Origin of the sequence: Kutzneria sp. NPDC052558, assembly GCF_044547355.1 — a bacterium.
GTDB lineage: Bacteria > Actinomycetota > Actinomycetes > Mycobacteriales > Pseudonocardiaceae > Kutzneria.
This window is the reverse complement of the sequence record NZ_JBIUAG010000018.1, coordinates 170432-186888: the sequence shown is the minus strand read 5'-3', so window position 1 is coordinate 186888 and position 16457 is coordinate 170432. Positions and strand designations below refer to the sequence as shown.

General features: G+C 72.2%; 14 protein-coding genes and 1 riboswitch. Of the genes, 7 read left to right on the top strand and 7 right to left on the bottom strand.

Features of this window, described 5'->3' with window-relative positions; all coding sequences use genetic code 11:
• Window positions 1-177 precede the first annotated feature (177 nt).
• From ACIG5F_RS29890 to ACIG5F_RS29875, 4 genes are all read right to left on the bottom strand, one after another.
• A complete protein-coding gene (locus tag ACIG5F_RS29890) occupies window positions 178-945 on the bottom strand; it encodes a DUF5336 domain-containing protein (RefSeq protein ID WP_396523118.1) in 768 nt (255 codons plus the stop codon).
• 156 nt (window positions 946-1101) lie between these two features.
• The gene (gene sucD, locus ACIG5F_RS29885; protein WP_396523116.1) at window positions 1102-1989 is read right to left on the bottom strand and encodes a succinate--CoA ligase subunit alpha; all 888 of its coding nucleotides are present in this window, start codon (window positions 1987-1989) and stop codon (window positions 1102-1104) included.
• Between the two features lie 2 nt (window positions 1990-1991).
• Window positions 1992-3161 carry an ADP-forming succinate--CoA ligase subunit beta gene (sucC, locus tag ACIG5F_RS29880; protein WP_396523114.1) on the bottom strand — a complete coding sequence of 390 codons (1170 nt, stop codon included), beginning with the start codon at window positions 3159-3161 and terminating at the stop codon, window positions 1992-1994.
• A 337-nt stretch (window positions 3162-3498) separates the two neighbouring features.
• Window positions 3499-5220 carry a hypothetical protein gene (locus ACIG5F_RS29875; RefSeq protein ID WP_396523112.1) on the bottom strand — a complete coding sequence of 574 codons (1722 nt, stop codon included), beginning with the start codon at window positions 5218-5220 and terminating at the stop codon, window positions 3499-3501.
• A gap of 109 nt (window positions 5221-5329) precedes the next feature.
• Here ACIG5F_RS29875 and ACIG5F_RS29870 point away from each other — a divergent pair, with 109 nt between their 5' ends.
• Both ACIG5F_RS29870 and ACIG5F_RS29865 read left to right on the top strand, forming a co-directional pair.
• The gene (locus ACIG5F_RS29870) at window positions 5330-6229 is read left to right on the top strand and encodes an esterase/lipase family protein (RefSeq protein WP_396523110.1); all 900 of its coding nucleotides are present in this window, start codon (window positions 5330-5332) and stop codon (window positions 6227-6229) included.
• Window positions 6230-6498: 269 nt separating this feature from the next.
• Window positions 6499-7230 carry a M23 family metallopeptidase gene (locus tag ACIG5F_RS29865; protein ID WP_396523108.1) on the top strand — a complete coding sequence of 244 codons (732 nt, stop codon included), beginning with the start codon at window positions 6499-6501 and terminating at the stop codon, window positions 7228-7230.
• On the opposite strand, the gene ACIG5F_RS29860 is transcribed toward ACIG5F_RS29865, so the two are convergent.
• A complete protein-coding gene (locus tag ACIG5F_RS29860) occupies window positions 7220-7825 on the bottom strand; it encodes a LysE family transporter (RefSeq protein WP_396523106.1) in 606 nt (201 codons plus the stop codon). The genes ACIG5F_RS29865 and ACIG5F_RS29860 overlap by 11 nt on opposite strands.
• Window positions 7826-7995: 170 nt before the next feature.
• On the opposite strand from ACIG5F_RS29860, the gene ACIG5F_RS29855 reads away from it, so the two are divergent.
• Window positions 7996-8766, top strand: coding sequence for a MerR family transcriptional regulator (locus ACIG5F_RS29855; RefSeq protein ID WP_396523104.1), 771 nt, complete (start codon window positions 7996-7998; stop codon window positions 8764-8766).
• Here ACIG5F_RS29855 and ACIG5F_RS29850 read toward each other — a convergent pair.
• Window positions 8763-11495 (bottom strand): AfsR/SARP family transcriptional regulator, encoded by a 2733-nt coding sequence (locus ACIG5F_RS29850; protein WP_396523102.1) that lies wholly within the window; start codon window positions 11493-11495, stop codon window positions 8763-8765. The genes ACIG5F_RS29855 and ACIG5F_RS29850 overlap by 4 nt on opposite strands.
• A 102-nt stretch (window positions 11496-11597) precedes the next feature.
• A complete protein-coding gene (locus ACIG5F_RS29845) occupies window positions 11598-12266 on the bottom strand; it encodes a hypothetical protein (RefSeq protein ID WP_396523100.1) in 669 nt (222 codons plus the stop codon).
• Window positions 12267-12536: 270 nt separating this feature from the next.
• On the opposite strand from ACIG5F_RS29845, the gene ACIG5F_RS29840 reads away from it, so the two are divergent.
• The 4 genes from ACIG5F_RS29840 (at window position 12537) to glyA (ending at window position 16230) form a co-directional block, all read left to right on the top strand.
• A complete protein-coding gene (locus ACIG5F_RS29840) occupies window positions 12537-13160 on the top strand; it encodes a response regulator transcription factor (RefSeq protein WP_211765101.1) in 624 nt (207 codons plus the stop codon).
• An 88-nt stretch (window positions 13161-13248) separates the two neighbouring features.
• A riboswitch (glycine riboswitch) is annotated at window positions 13249-13343 on the top strand.
• Between the two features lie 123 nt (window positions 13344-13466).
• On the top strand, window positions 13467-14567 hold the full coding sequence (gene gcvT / locus ACIG5F_RS29835) for a glycine cleavage system aminomethyltransferase GcvT (protein WP_396523098.1): 1101 nt from the start codon (window positions 13467-13469) through the stop codon (window positions 14565-14567).
• A 14-nt stretch (window positions 14568-14581) separates the two neighbouring features.
• Window positions 14582-14965, top strand: a complete 384-nt coding sequence (gene gcvH, locus ACIG5F_RS29830; protein ID WP_396523096.1) for a glycine cleavage system protein GcvH — start codon at window positions 14582-14584, stop codon at window positions 14963-14965.
• Window positions 14962-16230 carry a serine hydroxymethyltransferase gene (gene glyA, locus ACIG5F_RS29825; protein WP_396523094.1) on the top strand — a complete coding sequence of 423 codons (1269 nt, stop codon included), beginning with the start codon at window positions 14962-14964 and terminating at the stop codon, window positions 16228-16230. The genes gcvH and glyA overlap by 4 nt, the downstream gene beginning before the upstream one ends.
• Window positions 16231-16457: the final 227 nt, after the last annotated feature.

Here is a 16457-nt window from a genome sequence, read left to right as displayed (position 1 = left end):
CCACCCCCCCCCCCCCCACCCCCCCCCCGGCGCTGCCCCCCCCCGGTAGGGTGGTGGGGGGGTTTCCCCCCCGGGGGTGTGGCGAAACCCCCCCTCCCACGCGCCTCGGTCGCGCCGGGGGCGCCTGCGCGTCAGCCTGGTCAGCCTGCCCTGGTGATGGGGGCTGAGGTTGGAGGGTCAGCTCTGGGGTGGGGCGGTGAAGCCGCTGGGCGGGGTGCCGGGCTGCTGGCCGGGTTGGGGGACGGCCTGGGTGGGCTGGCCCTGGCCCGGGGTGGACGGCGGCACGGGGGCGCTGAACTGGCCCGGGTGGGACATGAACTGGGTGGGCTGCGGCGCGGGGGCCTGCTGCTGGGGCGACTGCTGCTGGGGCGCGCCGAACTGGCCGGGCTGGGGCACGGCCTGGGTGGGCTGCTGGCCGAAGCCGGCGAAGGGGCCGCCGGGCTGCTGGCCGGGCTGGGGCTGGGGGAAGCCGCCGGTCTGGGGGCTCCACTGGCCGGGCTGCGGCGGCGGGGCCTGGTACGGCTTGGGCGCGGGCGGCGAGACGAGGCCGGACTCGACCAGGTAGCCGCCGACGGCGGCGACGGCGGTGAGCACGCCGAACACCAGCAGCACGTACGCGCCCCACGCGGTGGTGCCGGCGGTGAACACGGTGAACAGCAGCGGCAGCGTGACGGCGACGGCGACGAGGCCGGGCAGCACGCCCGGCTTGGCCGGCTTGGGCAGCAGCACCTGGGCCGACAGGCCGCCGGCCAGCAGGTAGAGGGCCGGGATCCAGCCGTAGCCGATGGCGTAGGCGGACGCCTCGGGCGCGAACGAGAAGAAGCCGGCCACGAGGACGAGCACGGACAGTCCCGCGGCGGCCATGTGCAGCAGCTTGTCGAGTTCCTGGGTCGCCGCCGCCGGCTTGGCCGGGGTGGGTGCCGGACCACCGGGTGGGAAGGTCATGGGTGTGCTCTCCCTAGGTCTGGACGGCGCGTTGGGAAAACGCTATCGGATTCACCCCGTAGGACGTATGCCGACCACGGGGGGTTCTCCCGGATCGCCTGAGAAACAGCTGTGGGGCGGGCCGCACGCGACCCGCCCCACAAACGTGAAAGACGCTCAGAGCGCGGCGATGATCTCGCGCATGAGCTGGGCGGTCTCGGACGGCGTCTTGCCGACCTTGACGCCGGCGGCCTCGAGGGCCTCCTTCTTCGCGGCGGCGGTGCCGGCCGAGCCGGACACGATCGCGCCGGCGTGGCCCATGGTCTTGCCCTCGGGCGCGGTGAAGCCGGCCACGTAGCCGACGACCGGCTTGGTGACGTGCTCGGAGATGTAGGCCGCGGCCCGCTCCTCGGCGTCGCCGCCGATCTCGCCGATCATCACGATCGCCGCGGTCTCGGGGTCGTTCTGGAACGCCTCGAGCGCGTCGATGTGGGTGGTGCCGATGACCGGGTCGCCGCCGATGCCGATCGCGCTGGAGAAGCCGAACTCCCGCAGCTCGTACATCATCTGGTACGTCAGCGTGCCCGACTTGGACACCAGGCCGATCTTGCCCGGGCCGGCGATGTCGGCCGGGATGATGCCGGCGTTGGACTTGCCGGGGCTGATGATGCCGGGGCAGTTCGGGCCGATGATCCGGGTCTTGTTGCCGGTGGCGACCGCGTGCGCCCAGAACACCGCGGTGTCGTGCACCGGGATGCCCTCGGTGATCACCACGGCCAGGCCGATCTGGGCGTCGATCGCCTCGATCACGGCGGCCTTGGTGAAGGCCGGCGGCACGAAGACCACGGTGACGTCGGCGCCGGTGGCCTCGATGGCCTCGGCCACGGTGCCGAACACCGGCACGACCTGGCCGTCGAAGTCGATCTTCTCGCCGGCCTTGCGCGGGTTCACGCCGCCGACGATGGTGGTGCCCGAGGCGAGCATGCGCCTGGTGTGCTTCATGCCCTCGGAGCCGGTCATGCCCTGGACGATGACCTTGCTGTCCGCGGTGAGGAAGATAGCCATGGTCAGACCCCCGCAGCCGCGAGCTCGGCGGCCTTGTCGGCCGCGTTGTCCATCGTGTCCACCACGGTCACCAGCGGGTGGTTCGCCTCGGCGAGGATGGCGCGACCCTCGTCCACGTTGTTGCCGTCCAGCCGGACGACCAGCGGCTTGGTGGCCTCGTCGCCGAGGATCTCCAGCGCCTTGACGATGCCGTTGGCCACCGCGTCGCACGCGGTGATGCCGCCGAACACGTTCACGAACACCGAGCGCACGTCCGGGTCGCCCAGGATGATCTCCAGGCCGTTGGCCATGACCTCGGCCGACGCGCCGCCGCCGATGTCCAGGAAGTTGGCCGGCTTGACGCCCTTGTGCTTCTCGCCGGCGTAGGCGACGACGTCCAGCGTGGACATGACCAGACCGGCGCCGTTGCCGATGATGCCGACCTGGCCGTCCAGCTTCACGTAGTTGAGGTGCTTGGCCTTGGCCTTGGCCTCCAGCGGGTCCTCGGCCTCGTGGTCGACCAGCTCGGCGTGGGTGCCGTGGCGGAAGGCCGCGTTCTCGTCGAGGGTGACCTTGCCGTCGAGCGCGACGATCTTGCCATCGGGGTCGCGCACCAGCGGGTTGACCTCGACCAGGGTGGCGTCCTCGCCGACGAAGGTCGCCCACAGCTTGACCAGCACGTCGGCCACCTGGTCGGCGACCTCGGCCGGGAACTTGCCGGCGGCCACGATCTCGTCGGCCTTGGCCCGGTCCACGCCCTTGATGGCGTCCACCGGGATCTTGGCCAGCGCCTCGGGGCGCTCCACGGCCAGCTGCTCGATCTCCATGCCGCCCTCGGCGGAGGCCATCGCCAGGAAGGTGCGGTTGGCCCGGTCGAGCAGGAAGGAGACGTAGTACTCCTCGGCGATGTCCGAGGCGGGGGTCACCAGCACCTTGCGGGTGATGTGGCCCTTGATGTCCAGTCCGAGGATGGCCTCGGCCTTGGCCTGGGTGTCGTCGGGGGTCTCGGCCAGCTTGACGCCGCCGGCCTTGCCCCGGCCGCCGGTCTTGACCTGCGCCTTGACGACGACGGTCTGGCCGAGCTGCTCGGCGATGGCGCGGGCTTCCGCGGGGGTGGCGGCCACGGAGCCCGGCAGCACCGGTACTCCGTGGGCGGCGAAGAGATCCTTCGCCTGGTACTCGTACAGGTCCACTCGGGTCTCCTGCGACGTCGGTGTCGGACGTGGCCGCGCGCTAGGTCAATGGGGCGGTCAACACCCGAGAAAACCACTGGACAACGGCCTGGTGCGACCCTATCGGCCTGCGGAACTCCCCGTGCGGGCGGGAGCGGTGAGGTGCCTTACAGCGGCCGTGAGGTCAGTCACTGCGCCTGTGCCGCGCGTTCCGCGCGGGGCGAGCCCGCTCGTGACCGGTGCCTTCCTTGGCCGGATTTCGCCCGCCGCATCCGGCTCGGGTGGTGTGTGCGTCGGGTGGCGGCGACCGAAATCCGGCGACAGTCCAGACACCGGCGCGGACTCGCGAGTCTCCCGGTCAGACGGTCGAATCACGCTTGTCGGACATGGCCAGCACGCCGCCGACGATCAGCACCAGGGCCAGGCCGGCGGCCAGCCAGGTGCCGAGGGCGGGCTCGGCGCCGGCGACACGGCCGCCGGTGAACACGAACTCCAGCGCCCGCACGACGGCCAGTCCGGCCGCGCCGAACAGCAGCGCCGCCGCCCGGGACGGCCGGGAGCGCGCGGCCAGCGCGGCGGCGACGATCACCGCCAGCAGCGCGACCACCGAGCCGGTGGAGCCGATCCGGAACGTCCACAGGCCGATGGACTCGTAGCCCGGGCCGCTGACCGCCGGGAAGCCGAACGCGCCGAGGGCCAGCAGCGCGGCCAGGCCGGCGAGCCAGCCCAGGACCGGCCGCACGTCCAGCTCGGACAGGTCAACGTCCTCGCGCTCCAGCGCGCCGGCCAGGGTCGCGATGATCACCGCGGCCAGCGCCAGCAGCACGGCCAGCGCGCCGAACCAGACGCCCGCGCCGGGTGTCGCCTTGCTGGTGATGACGCCGGTCGCCGACAGCACGGTGTCGAAGCCGCTCGCGACCGTGAGCGCGATGCCGGCGCAGGCGACCACGAACGCGGGCCGCACGCGCGCGGCCAGGGACGGCACCAGCAGGCCGACCGCCAGCAGGCCGACCAGCACGCTGGCCGGCGCCAGCAGGCGGATCGCGTAGTTCTCGGGCACGGCCGCGTCGTCGGGCAGGGACAGCAGCGGCAGCGCCACCGCGACGAGCCCGGCCACGGCCGCGAGCAGGCCGACGATGCCGGCCCCCAGGTGCAGGTTGCCCCGCCCCGGCAAGTCGACCTCCTCGTCCAGATTCTGCTCCTGCCGTCCGACCGAGACGAACGCGAACGGCACCAGCAGCGCGACGCCGACCAGGGTGATCCACGGCCCGGCCGACAGGTGCAGCTCCGGGATGACGAGGGCGGCCACGGCCGGCGGCAGCTCGACCACCAGCGCGGCCAGCCCGACGCCGAGGATGCCGCCGCGGACCGTGTCGGCGTCGCCGGCGCTGGCCGCGACGGCCGCGCCGACCGGCATCACCAGGGCCACCAGCAGGCCGCCGATCATGGCCAGGGCCGGCGCGTCGAACACGCCGTCGGCCGGCAGCAGCGGGTTGCTGGAGGAGAACGGGGCCATCACCAGGCCGACCGCCATCAGCAGGCCGAGCCCGGCGGCGCCGACGACCAGGCCGCGGCGCGGCTCCTCGTCGGCGGCGCGGTCGCGGTCCATGGCCAGCCCGCCGGCCACGACCGTGACGACAAAACCCAGGATGAGCAGCCACAACCCGATGGACGGGCTCGGCGGCACGGTGCCGGACACGACCACCAGGTCGGGTCGGGAGACCCGGCCGGCGTCCACGGCCAGCTGCACCGCGTCGACGGCCCGGCCGACGGAGACACCGGCGAACACCACCAGCAGCGCTCCGGCGGCGGATGGACGGCGGTTGGCGATGAACACCCAGGCGGCGATCGGCGGCAGCAGCGCCAACACGGCCGCCAGCGGCCACGAGGTGTAGCCGGCGGGGGCGTCCACGACCCCGAGGATCAGGCCGACGACCTGCAGAACCGCACCGGCCGCGGCGACCGCGACCGCCGGTCGCAGGCTCGTGTCCAGCGGCTCCAGCTCCGGTTCCGGCTCGCTGCCACGCGCGGCCCGCCGATCGGCGAGACGTGGGTGTGGGGACCTCGGCCGCTCACTCACGGAGGCGACCGTACAACACCGCACGGACGGGCAGTGTGTAGCAAGGAGATGACTAATCGTGAACTGATACGTATCGCAAAAGTTGCACAGTTAATTTACCGTCACACCTATGGGTAACGGCGTGCTCGGTCGACTGGCCAGCATCCTACGGGGTGTTGCCGTCGAATCGGCATGGCTGGCCGCGCACGCCGCACTCTACCCCTGGGGTGCGGTGGCCGAACGCCTCCACCCGGACGGGCCCTACGTCCACTACCGGACCGACGCCATGTCCCCGCAGGCCCGCGGACTCCTGGTTTCGGCACTGGACGCGGCGGGCACCCCCATCCTGCTGCTGCACGGAATAGGCGACAACCGGTCCGTGTTCACGGTGTTGGGAGCCGCGCTGCGCCGACGGGGATTCGGGGTGGTGCACGCGGTCAACTACAGCGTGCTGACCGCCGTGACCGGGGACGTGCGGACGGCCGCGTCGATGTTCGGGGAGCAGGTCGAGCAGGTCTGCGAGCTGACCGGGTCGGACCGGGTGCACGTGGTGGGGCACTCGCTCGGGGGCCTGATCGCGCGCTACTACGTGCAGCGGCGCGGCGGCGACGAGCGGGTCGACACGCTGGTCATGCTGGGCACGCCGCACCGGGGCACGGTCGCGGCCTATCTGCTGCCGACCGGGCTGGCCAAGCAGCTCCGGCCGGGGTCGCCGCTGCTGGACGAGCTGGACGAGCCCGCGCCCGGCTGCCGGACCAAGTTCGTGTCGGTGTGGACACCCGCCGACCAGATCGTGCTGCCCCAGTCCAACGCCCGGCTCACGCACCCGGATCTGGACATCGAGGAGCACTGCCTGCGTGATGTCGGTCACTGGGCTCTGCCCGTGGACTCGCGCGCGTCGCGCCTGGTCGCGGACTGCCTCGTTCGCGTGCACGACCGTCGGTCCGAACGGGCTACCAGCGGGTACGACCCTCTCCGCACATTGCCGTACACGCACGGTGATAGCGCCTCGTCCGTGCTGTCCAGCTGAGACCCGTTCGAGCGAGGGCCCGGGCCAGGGCTTGCCCCTAGGGGATCGTCTTCGTTACCTTCTCGCGGTCCGTTGTCACGGTCCGATCACATACGCGACACGCGGCCGCCACCCCGAAGCGGCCGTCCGGGAACCCCCGCCCGGATCGCGGCGTGACCGGGCTCCCCGAGGCGGAAGGGCAGGCTTTGACGCAGTACCGCTCCCCCGGCGGCTCGAAAGGCTCCACCGCGCCAACCCCGAGGCGTGTCGAGCACAACGAGGCGCCCCGTGTGCCGACCCCGCGCACCCGAGGCTCCCACCGGCTTCCCGCACCCCCGGCCGCGCTGCGCGGCCGCGTCGCAGTCGCCGCCGTCGCGCTCGGCGCGTTCACGGCAGCCGCCTACGGCGGCACCCTGACCCCCTCGCACACCACCGACGGTGTCCGGCCGCTGGCCGACACCCGTGACGCCAACGCCGCGTTCGGCATCGGCGGCGACGCCGTCGGCGCGCCCGAGGTGCTGCCCATCGTGCGCGGTGGCGACGCCGCCACCGAGGCCCAGAAGCTCACCGCCAGCGAGAAGGTCACCTCGGAGCTGGCCGCCGCCGCGGCCGCCAAGTACGCCGAAGAGCACCGCCCGCTGTTCGTCAAGCCCGCCCAGGGCACCTTCACCTCCGGCTTCGGCGGCCGCTGGGGCGCGTTCCACTACGGCATCGACATCGCCAACGTGATGGACACCCCGATCGTCGCCGCCGCCGACGGCGTGGTCATCGACGCCGGCCCGGCCAGCGGCTTCGGCCTCTGGGTGCGGGTCCGGCTGGCCGACGGCACCATCAACGTGTACGGCCACATGGACACCTTCTCCGTCCACGTCGGCCAGCACGTGCGGGCCGGCGAGCAGATCGCCCGCATGGGCGACCGCGGCGAGTCCACCGGCGTGCACCTGCACTTCGAGGTCTGGGACCCGAGCGGCAAGAAGATCAACCCCGTCCCCTGGCTCAACGCCCGCGGCATCACGCTCTGACCACCAGGCCGACGGCCAACCCGACGATCACCGCGCTGGAGGCCAGGGCGGTGGCGAGGCGGCCGCGGGGGCCGGTCAGCAGGCGGCCCAGCAGCGCGCCGCCGCCGGCCAGCAGGAGTTGCCAGCTGGCCGAGGCGGCGAAGGCGGCCAGCACGAAGACCAGGCCGTTCCCGGTGGCCGGGCCGCCGAGCACGAGCGCCGTGAAGTAGATCAGCGTCGTCGGGTTGATCATCGTGATGCCCAGCAGGACCGCGTAGGCCCGGACCGGATCGGTCAGCTCCCGGTCCACGGTGGCCGGTCGGCGGTAGCTGCCGAGGGCCTTGATCGCGCCGCGGACGGCCAGCACGACCAGGACCGCGGCGGAGATCCAGCGCAGCGGGCCGGTGACCGGTTGGATCAGCGGAGCCAGCACGGAGCCGCCGAGCGTGGAGATCAGGGCGTACAGGCCGTCGGCGGTGGCGACGCCCATGGCGGCCGCGACGCCGATGCGCAGCGAGGTCCGGGCGGTCAGGGCGAGCAGGTAGGCGCCGACCGCGCCGACCGGGATGGCAATGCCGTAGCCGGCGACCAGCCCGGCCACCAACGCCGCGATCACCGGCGTGGCGGCGTCGCGCCTCCCCGGCGGCAGCGCTGCTGCTGGCCCCGCCCCGCGACAGCGGAGAGGGAGCACATCGACAGCGGGGCGAGAGTCGTCATGCGCCCATTGTGGGGATGCGGGCAAGCGGATTTGACCCTCACGCGACGTGAGGCCGCACAGTGGTGCCCATGAGCGAACACACAGTCAGCGCGGCGGCCGACCTCGCCGGGGTCTCGGTGCGGACCCTGCACCACTACGACCAGATCGGCCTGGTCCGGCCGAGCAGCCGCAGCCCGGCCGGCTACCGGCTCTACTCCGACGAGGACCTGCGGCTGCTGCAACGGGTGGTCTTCTACCGCGAGCTCGGCCTGGAGCTCGTGGAAATCGGGGACATAGTCGCGGATTCGGGCACCACCGACGCCGATCACCTGCAACGGCAACGAGAACTGCTCACCGAGCGGATCGCCCGCTTCACCGCGATGCTGGCCGTGATCGACGAGGAGCTGGCCGCCCGCCGGGCCGGCATCGGCCTCACTCCCCAGCAGCGGCGAGAAGTGTTCGGGGACAACAACTTCGTCGCCCACGCTGAGGACGCCCGCCAGACCTGGGGCGAAACCGAGCAGTTCGCACAACGCCAGGAGCGGACTGCCAGCTACACCCAGCAGGACTGGGAAACCCTCCGCGCGGAGCTGGCGGAGATCAACCAGGGGCTGGCCGACGCGATGCTCCGCGGCGTCCCGGCGACCGACCCCGTGGCGATGGATCTGGCCGAGCAACACCGAAAGCACACCGACCACTGGTTCCACGACTGCGACCACTCCACCCACCGCGGCCTGGCCGAGCACTACCGCGCCAACGACCGTCGAGGCAAGAACTACGACGACATGGTCCCCGGCTTGTCGCAGTACGTCCACGACGCCATCAACGCCAACGCCGACCGGTCCACAGTGGAGGGTTAGCTGGCCTCGGCCTTGGCGGCGGCAAGGCCTTGCAGGCCTTGGTCTACGGCGTGGGGGTGGCCGATGCGGCGGGCGATCGCCACGGCGTCGGCGAAGGAGCCGACGGACTCGTCGTGGCGGCCGAGGGCGAGCAGGGTGCCGCCGAGGTTCTGCAGGACGGAGTTCTGGGCGTAGAGATCGCCGAGCTGACGGAAGATGGTCAGTGCCGAGCGGCAGCAGTCGAGGGCGTGCTGGAGCTCGCCGAGCTGGAGGTAGGTCTCGCCCAGCCCCCGGAGCAGATCGCCTTCGTGCCAACGACTTCCGGCGATGCGGGCCAGACCGAGGGCCTTGCGGTAGTGGGCAAGGGCATCGCCGATCATGCCGATGCCGCGGTAGGCCTCGGCGAGGTTGGACAGGGTGCTCATCTCCCGGTGCGTGTCCTCGGCCCCGTACTCGACGGGCGGCATCCGCTTGAGGGTGGCCAGGACCTCGGCCTCACGGCCGAGATGCGCGCTGGAGGCGGCGATGCAGCTCTGGGCCAGGGCCTCGCCGATGGGATCCCGCAGGGCCCGAGCGGCAGTGACGGACACCCGGGAGTAGGTGATGAGCTGGTCGAAGTCCCGGCGCAGCCGGTGGTACTCCCACACGACCACGCCCAGCCGCCACGCGGCCAGGTGCTGGCCGGTCTCGCCGGCGAGCCGGTCGAGGGCCGCCAGGTTCTCGTTCTCGGCGTCGAACCATTGCAGCGCCTGGAGATAGCCGCCGAACGGCAGCGGGGCGCACTCCCGCGGCGGGTTGCCGATGGGCATGTCGTTGGCCTGCCCACGCAGCCCGTTGTCGGCGTTGCTGGCGGTGTAGAGGTACCAGTCGACCATGCGCTGCACGGCCAGCGACCGGTCCCGCTCGTCCTCGCCCGCCTCGACCTCCTCGGCGGCGTACACCCGAAGCAGGTCGTGCAGCCGGTAGCGGTCGCGGTCGACCTCGCCGAGCAGGTGCCGGTCGGTCAGGTCGGTGAGCAGCCGCCGGGTCATCGGCACCGGCAGCCCGGTCAGCGCGGCGGCGGCGGTGGTGCTGAACTCGGCCCCGGGATGCAGGCCCAGCAGCCGGAACGCCCGGGCGGAGTCGGGCTTCAAGGCGTGGTACGACCACGAGAACACGGCCCGCACGGCGGTCGACTCGTCGTCGTCGGGGGCGAGCACGTCCAGCCGGTCCCGCTCGTTGGACAGGTCGCCGGCCAGGTCGGACATCATCAGGTGCGGATGGGTGGCGGCCCGGTCGCCGGCGATGCGCAGCGCCAGCGGCAGGTGGCCGCACAGCCGGACCAGTTCGGTGACGGCCTGCGGCTCGGCCGCCACCCGGCGGTCGCCGAGCATGCCGGCCATCAGCCGCACCGAGTCCTCGGTGCTGAGCACGTCCAGGGTGATCCGGCGGGCCCCGTCCCGGGCCACCAGCCCGCTGAGCCGGTTGCGGCTGGTCACGATGACCGCGCAGGACGGCGAGCCGGGCAGCAGCGGCCGCACCTGGTCGGTGCTGGCGGCGTTGTCCAGCACGACGAGAATGCGCTTTCCGGCCACCATGCTGCGGTACATGCCGGCCTGGTCGTCGAGGTCGGCCGGCACCTGCCGGGCCGGCACGCCCAGCCCGCGCAGCAGCGAGCCCAGCGCGTCCACCGGCATCAGCGGCGGCAGCTTGGGGTCGAAGCCGCGCAGGTTGACGTAGAGCTGCCCGTCAGGGAAGCGGTCGGTGATGCGGTGCGCGTAGTGCACGGCCAGCGCGGTCTTGCCGATGCCGCCGGCGCCGTCGATGGCCGAGATCAGCACCGAGTTGGACGTCTCGTCCAGGAACCGGTCCAGCTCGGCGATCTCGGCCGCGCGGCCGGTGAAGCCGGGCACGTCGTGCGGCAGCTGGGCCGGCACCGGGCCGCCCGCGGTCTCGGCGGTGGGCCGGGCCGGCTGCGGCGCGGCCAGCTCCGGGTCGTTGCGCAGGATCTTGCCGTGCAGCCGGCGCAGCTCCGGGGAGGGCTCGATGGCCAGCTCCTCGGCCAGCACCCGGCGGGCCTCCTGGTAGGCCTCCAGCGCGTCGGCCTGCCGGCCGCAGCGGTAGAGGGTGATCATCAGCAGCCCGCGCAGCCGTTCCCACAGCGGGTGCTCGCGGACCAGCGCCGGCAGCTCGGCGGCCAGGTCGTGGTGCCGGCCCAGCTCCAGCATCAGGCTGGCCCGCTCCTCGATCACCAGCAGCCGCAGCTCGGCCAGGCGGGGCCGCTCCTGCTCCACGTACGGGCAGGACAGGCCGTCGAAGGGGGTGCCGCGGAACAGGGCCAGCGCGGCGTCCAGCTCGGCGGCGGCCTGCTCGCGCCGGCCGTCGCCGCGCAGCACGCGGGACCGCTCGCGATGGGCGTTGAGCCGGGTGACGTCCAGGTCCTCGGGCTCCATCCGGAGCAGGTAGCCGGGCCCGGCGTTGACCAGCATGGTCGACGGGGCCCGATGTGTCCGGTTCGGCTCCAGGGCGCGGCGCAGGCCGGCCACATAGGTGTGCACGCTGCCCTCGGCGCTGGCCGGGGCCGCCTCGCCCCACAGCGCGGTGATCAGCTCCGAGCGGGCGACCATCCGGTTGGGACTGAGCGCGAGCAGACCGAACAGCGCGCGCTGCATGGGCGCGCCGAGCTCCAACTCCCGGTCCCCGGTCCAGCCGCGCACCGGGCCCAGCAGGGCCACCCGGAGCACAGCGCCGCGGACACCGTTGTCGGACATCCAGCATCCTCCCCAGCCCGGCCGGATGGTTGGTCTGGCCGGGGTCGTACCCCCGCCGCCATTCTTCCTGGTCCACGCGCAAGAAGGAACAGACCCGACGCGTCAAGGTGTGATTTGGTCCACATTCGACGTCTGACAGGTCCACAGCAGCAGCCCGTTGCGGCGCACCGTGAGCTGGTAGGCGGCCAGCCGGGAGCCGACCGGGTAGGCCTCGACCTGTGGGGCGGGCTCGCCGGCGGCGGCCAGCGCCCGCTGGGCCCGGGCGGTCACCGCGACCACGTCCACCTGCTCGCCGGCCTGCACCAGGTAGACCCGCTTGGGGGCCGGCCACGGCGAGCCGTCCAGCGGCATCCGCCAGGCCCGCCAGATGCCGTGCACGCCGGGATAGCCGGCCACCGCGCCGACCGCGGCCTCATCCATCCGATCATCACCGGACCAGCCGCCGTCGACGAAGGTGAACGGCAGCGCCGGCGGCCAGCGGGCCGGCTCGACGCCACGGACTGCGACAGGATCATGACCGCCCGTCACCAGTGCGTCGACCAACGCGCGGTGGTGCTGCGCAGTCACCGGAACGTGTAGATGGACAACGGCGAAGGACACCGCCCGGGCCACGTCCAGATGCCGGCCCTCGGCCAGCCAGAACCGGGCGGCGGTGAGCAGCTCGTCGGACAGATGGCCGGCACAGGCGGCGAGAACCTCGGCGAGTTCGGGCAGTCGTGCCCGTTCGGCGGTGGTCCGGGAGACGGTGGCGGCGGCATCCTCGACGACCAACAGGGCTCCTCCTGCTCGCGCGGGGGAATGCCGGCAGCCTACTTGAGACGGTCCCCGCGCAACCAGGAACTTCCCGGCCCGGGAGGCGCGGAGTCTGCCCGATCGTGGCGATCGGCTGCACGTTTCTCCCTTGAAGGCCTAGCCCGTTCGAGTGGACTTCGGCAAAACCGCTGGTCAGGACTTTCTCTACGACATGGAGGCGTCGTGAAGATCCTCTGAAGAAGGTCGTTGCAGAGTGTGTTCCTGGGGGTACACAGCGAGGAGGACACCATGGACAGAGTGTGGGTAGCCGTCCACGCGGGCGATCCGATCACCCTGGCCGGGGCGATCAGCTGCCTTCGGGCGCGGGCCGAGCTCCAGGTGGTGCCGGAACGCAGACTGTCCGAGGCTCAGGTGTTCGTGGTGTGCGCGGACGCGGTCAACGCTGACGTGATGGGGTTGCTGCGGCGGACCGCCGAGGCGACGCCGGTGAAGATCGTGCTGGTCACCGACCGGTTCCACGACGCCGACCTGTTGGCGGCCGTGGAGTGCGGCGTGGTCGCGGTGCTGCCGAAGGCGGCGGCCAGCGGCGAGCGCCTGGTGCACGCGGTGCTGGCGGCGAAGCGGGGTATGGGGGACATGCCGCCCACGCTGCTGGGTTCGCTGCTCGCGCAGGTGGAGCGGCTGCACAAGGAGGTGCTGCGGCCCAACGGCCTCACCGCCTCCGGCCTGGCGCCGCGGGAGATCGACGTGCTGCGGCTGATGGCCGAGGGCTGGGACACCGCCCAGATCGCCACCAAGCTCTCCTACTCGGAGCGCACCGTGAAGAACGTCGTCTACGCGGTCATGAACCGGCTGGGTCTGCGCAACCGCCCGCACGCGGTGGCGTACGCCATGCGATCGGGTGTGATCTGAAGGGGTGAGAACCCGGGCGAAGCCCTGGAATCTTGACCGTGGCGGCCACTTCCTCATACGGTGGCCGCCACAAGTACATCTTCGCTGCTCATACCGTGCGGGAGAGACCTGTCGATGTCGGGCAGGCGCCGAAGGAGCAAATCCTCCCCGGAATCTCTCAGGCCCCCCTACCGCTCGGGACAGGCGACTCTGAAAAGCAGGCGTGCCCATCGCGCCTCGCCCAAGGGGAAAGCCGGCCTGGCCCGGTGAAACTCTCAGGCCCATGACAGAGGGGGAGGCTCACTCCACCACACGAGGGGTCTCCTGATGGGCACCGACATCCGCCGAACGCCGCTGCACGACGTGCACGAGCGGCTCGGCGCCAAGTTCACCGACTTCGCCGGCTGGCAGATGCCGCTGCGCTACACCGGGGACGTGGCCGAGCACAACGCCGTGCGCACCGGCGCCGGCCTGTTCGACCTGACCCACATGGGCGAGATCCTGCTGTCCGGCCCGCAGGCCGGCCAGGCCCTGGACTACGCGCTGGTCGGGCACGCCTCGGCCATCGGCGTCGGCCGCGCCCGCTACACCATGATCTGCGCCGACGACGGCGGCATCCTCGACGACCTGATCGTCTACCGCACCGGCGAGCAGGACTACATGGTGGTCGCCAACGCCAGCAACGCCGCCCTGGTGGCCGGCGAGCTGATCGACCGGGCCGAGGACTTCGACACCGAGGTGCGCGACGCCTCCACCGAGTACGCGCTGATCGCCCTTCAGGGCCCGCGTGCGGTGGCGCTGCTGGCCCCGCTGACGCCCACCGACCTGGGCACCGTGAAGTACTACGCCTCCTACCCGACCACTGTCGCCGGCCGGCCCGCGCTGCTGGCCCGCACCGGCTACACCGGCGAGGACGGCTTCGAGCTGTTCGTGGCCCCGGACGACGCCGAGGCGGTGTGGGCGGCGGTGGCCGCGGCCGGCGAGGTCCTCCCGTGTGGACTGTCGTGCCGCGACACGCTGCGCCTGGAGGCCGGCATGCCGCTGTACGGCAACGAGCTGTCCACCGACCTCACGCCGTACGCGGCGGGCCTGGGCCGGGTGGTCAAGCTGGACAAGCCCAGCGACTTCGTCGGCCGCGCGGCGCTGGCCAAGGCCTCGGCCGTGACGCCCGAGCGCAAGCTGGTCGGCCTGGTCACCGAGAGCCGGCGCGCGCCGCGGCACGGGTACCCGGTCGTGGACCCGGCCGACGGTGCGAGGATCGGCGAGATCACCAGCGGCGCGCCGTCGCCGACGCTGGGCCATCCGGTGGCGATGGCCTACGTCGACGCCGACCGCGCCGTCCCCGGTTCCGCGCTCGCCGTCGACATCCGGGGCACGATCACCCCCGTCGACGTCGTCGAGCTGCCGTTCTACCGTCGTTCGTCCTGAGAGGCCTCCAGAGCATGAGCACCGTCCCTGACCACCTGAACTACACGGCCGAGCACGAGTGGGTGTCGATCTCCGACGGCATCGCCCGGGTCGGCATCACCGAGTACGCCGCCGAGCAGCTCGGCGACATCGTCTACGTCCAGCTGCCCGAGGCCGGCGCCACCATCACCGGCGGCGAGCCGTGCGGCGAGCTGGAGTCCACCAAGTCGGTCAGCGACCTGTTCGCGCCGGTCACCGGCGAGGTCGTGGACGTCAACCAGGCCGTGACCGACGACCCGGCCGTGGTCAACAACGACCCGTTCGGCGAGGGCTGGCTGTTCACCGTGCGCCTGGACGGCCCGGCCGACGAGCTGCTGGACGCCGACGAGTACGGCGCGCTGATCAAGGAGGGCGAGTGACGCCGGTCGAGCTGACCGCGCCGCTGGCCGAGCTGGACCCGGAGGTCGCCGCGGCGGTGGACGCCGAGCTGGCCCGCCAGCGCGGCACCCTGGAGATGATCGCCAGCGAGAACTTCGCGCCGCTGGCGGTGTTGCAGGCCCAGGGCTCGGTGCTGACCAACAAGTACGCCGAGGGCTATCCGGGCCGGCGCTACTACGGCGGCTGCGAGCACGTGGACGTGATCGAGCAGCTGGCCATCGACCGGATCAAGGCGCTGTTCGGGGCGGAGCACGCCAACGTGCAGCCGCACTCCGGGGCGCAGGCCAACGCGGCGGCCATGATGGCGCTGCTGGACCCGGGCGACACCATCCTCGGGCTGGACCTGGCCCACGGCGGGCACCTGACGCACGGCATGCGGATCAACTTCTCCGGCAAGCTCTACGACGTGGTGGCCTACCACGTCAGCGAGTCCGACTACCACGTGGACATGGCCGAGGTGGAGCGGCTGGCCACCGAGCACCGGCCGAAGCTGATCATCGCCGGCTGGTCGGCGTACCCGCGGCAGCTGGACTTCGCCGAGTTCCGGCGGATCGCCGACTCGGTGGGCGCGTACCTGATGGTGGACATGGCCCACTTCGCCGGGCTGGTGGCGGCCGGGCTGCACCCGAGCCCGGTGCCGCACGCGCACGTGGTCACCACGACCACGCACAAGACGCTGGGCGGTCCGCGCGGCGGCGTCATCCTGTGCGAGCAGGCGCTGGCCAAGAAGATCAACTCGGCGGTGTTCCCCGGCCAGCAGGGCGGTCCGCTGGAGCACGTGATCGCGGCCAAGGCCGTGGCGTTCAAGGTGGCGGCCGGCGAGTCGTTCCGGGAGCGGCAGCTGCGGACCCTGACCGGCGCGCGCATCCTGGCCGAGCGGCTGCTGGGCGACGACGTGGTGGCCGCGGGCGCGACCGTGCTCACCGGCGGCACCCAGGTGCACCTGGTCCTGGTCGACCTGCGCAAGTCCGAACTGGACGGGCAGCAGGCCGAGGACCGCTTGCACGACATCGGGATCACCGTGAACCGCAACGCGATCCCGTTCGACCCGCGGCCGCCGATGGTCACCTCGGGCCTGCGCATCGGCACGCCGGCGCTGGCCGCGCGGGGTTTCGACGACGAGGCCTTCCGCGAGGTCGCCGACATCATCGCGCTGGCGCTCACGCCGGAGTTCGACGCGGCCGCGCTGCGGGCCCGCGTCGTCGCGCTGACCGAACGATTCCCGTTGTACCCCAGCATCAGCTGAGCGTCCGCTGAGAGTTTGATGTGAAGGGGCCCTGCCCGGCGGTCGACGTCGGAAGGGCCCCTTCACTGCATTCGGCGGTACGAAACATATTCATCTTTCCTTATGGGGCAGCGCTTCCGGATGTGGCGATCCCGTGATCGCTACGACCGAACCGTTCCCCCGACGGGCACTGTGTGATACGACGGGCGGGTCGACGCCAAGGCGGCCCGGAGACGGGCGGGAACAAT

Excerpts from the sequence above, each read along its gene's own strand:
- ACIG5F_RS29890 (WP_396523118.1), bottom strand. The coding sequence starts at position 945 with ATGACCTTCCCACCCGGTGGTCCGGCACCCACCCCGGCCAAGCCGGCG.
- sucD (WP_396523116.1), bottom strand. The coding sequence starts at position 1,989 with ATGGCTATCTTCCTCACCGCGGACAGCAAGGTCATCGTCCAGGGCATG.
- ACIG5F_RS29870 (WP_396523110.1), top strand. The coding sequence starts at position 5,330 with ATGGGTAACGGCGTGCTCGGTCGACTGGCCAGCATCCTACGGGGTGTT.
- ACIG5F_RS29855 (WP_396523104.1), top strand. The coding sequence starts at position 7,996 with ATGAGCGAACACACAGTCAGCGCGGCGGCCGACCTCGCCGGGGTCTCG.
- ACIG5F_RS29850 (WP_396523102.1), bottom strand. The coding sequence starts at position 11,495 with ATGTCCGACAACGGTGTCCGCGGCGCTGTGCTCCGGGTGGCCCTGCTG.
- ACIG5F_RS29840 (WP_211765101.1), top strand. The coding sequence starts at position 12,537 with ATGGACAGAGTGTGGGTAGCCGTCCACGCGGGCGATCCGATCACCCTG.
- gcvT (WP_396523098.1), top strand. The coding sequence starts at position 13,467 with ATGGGCACCGACATCCGCCGAACGCCGCTGCACGACGTGCACGAGCGG.
- gcvH (WP_396523096.1), top strand. The coding sequence starts at position 14,582 with ATGAGCACCGTCCCTGACCACCTGAACTACACGGCCGAGCACGAGTGG.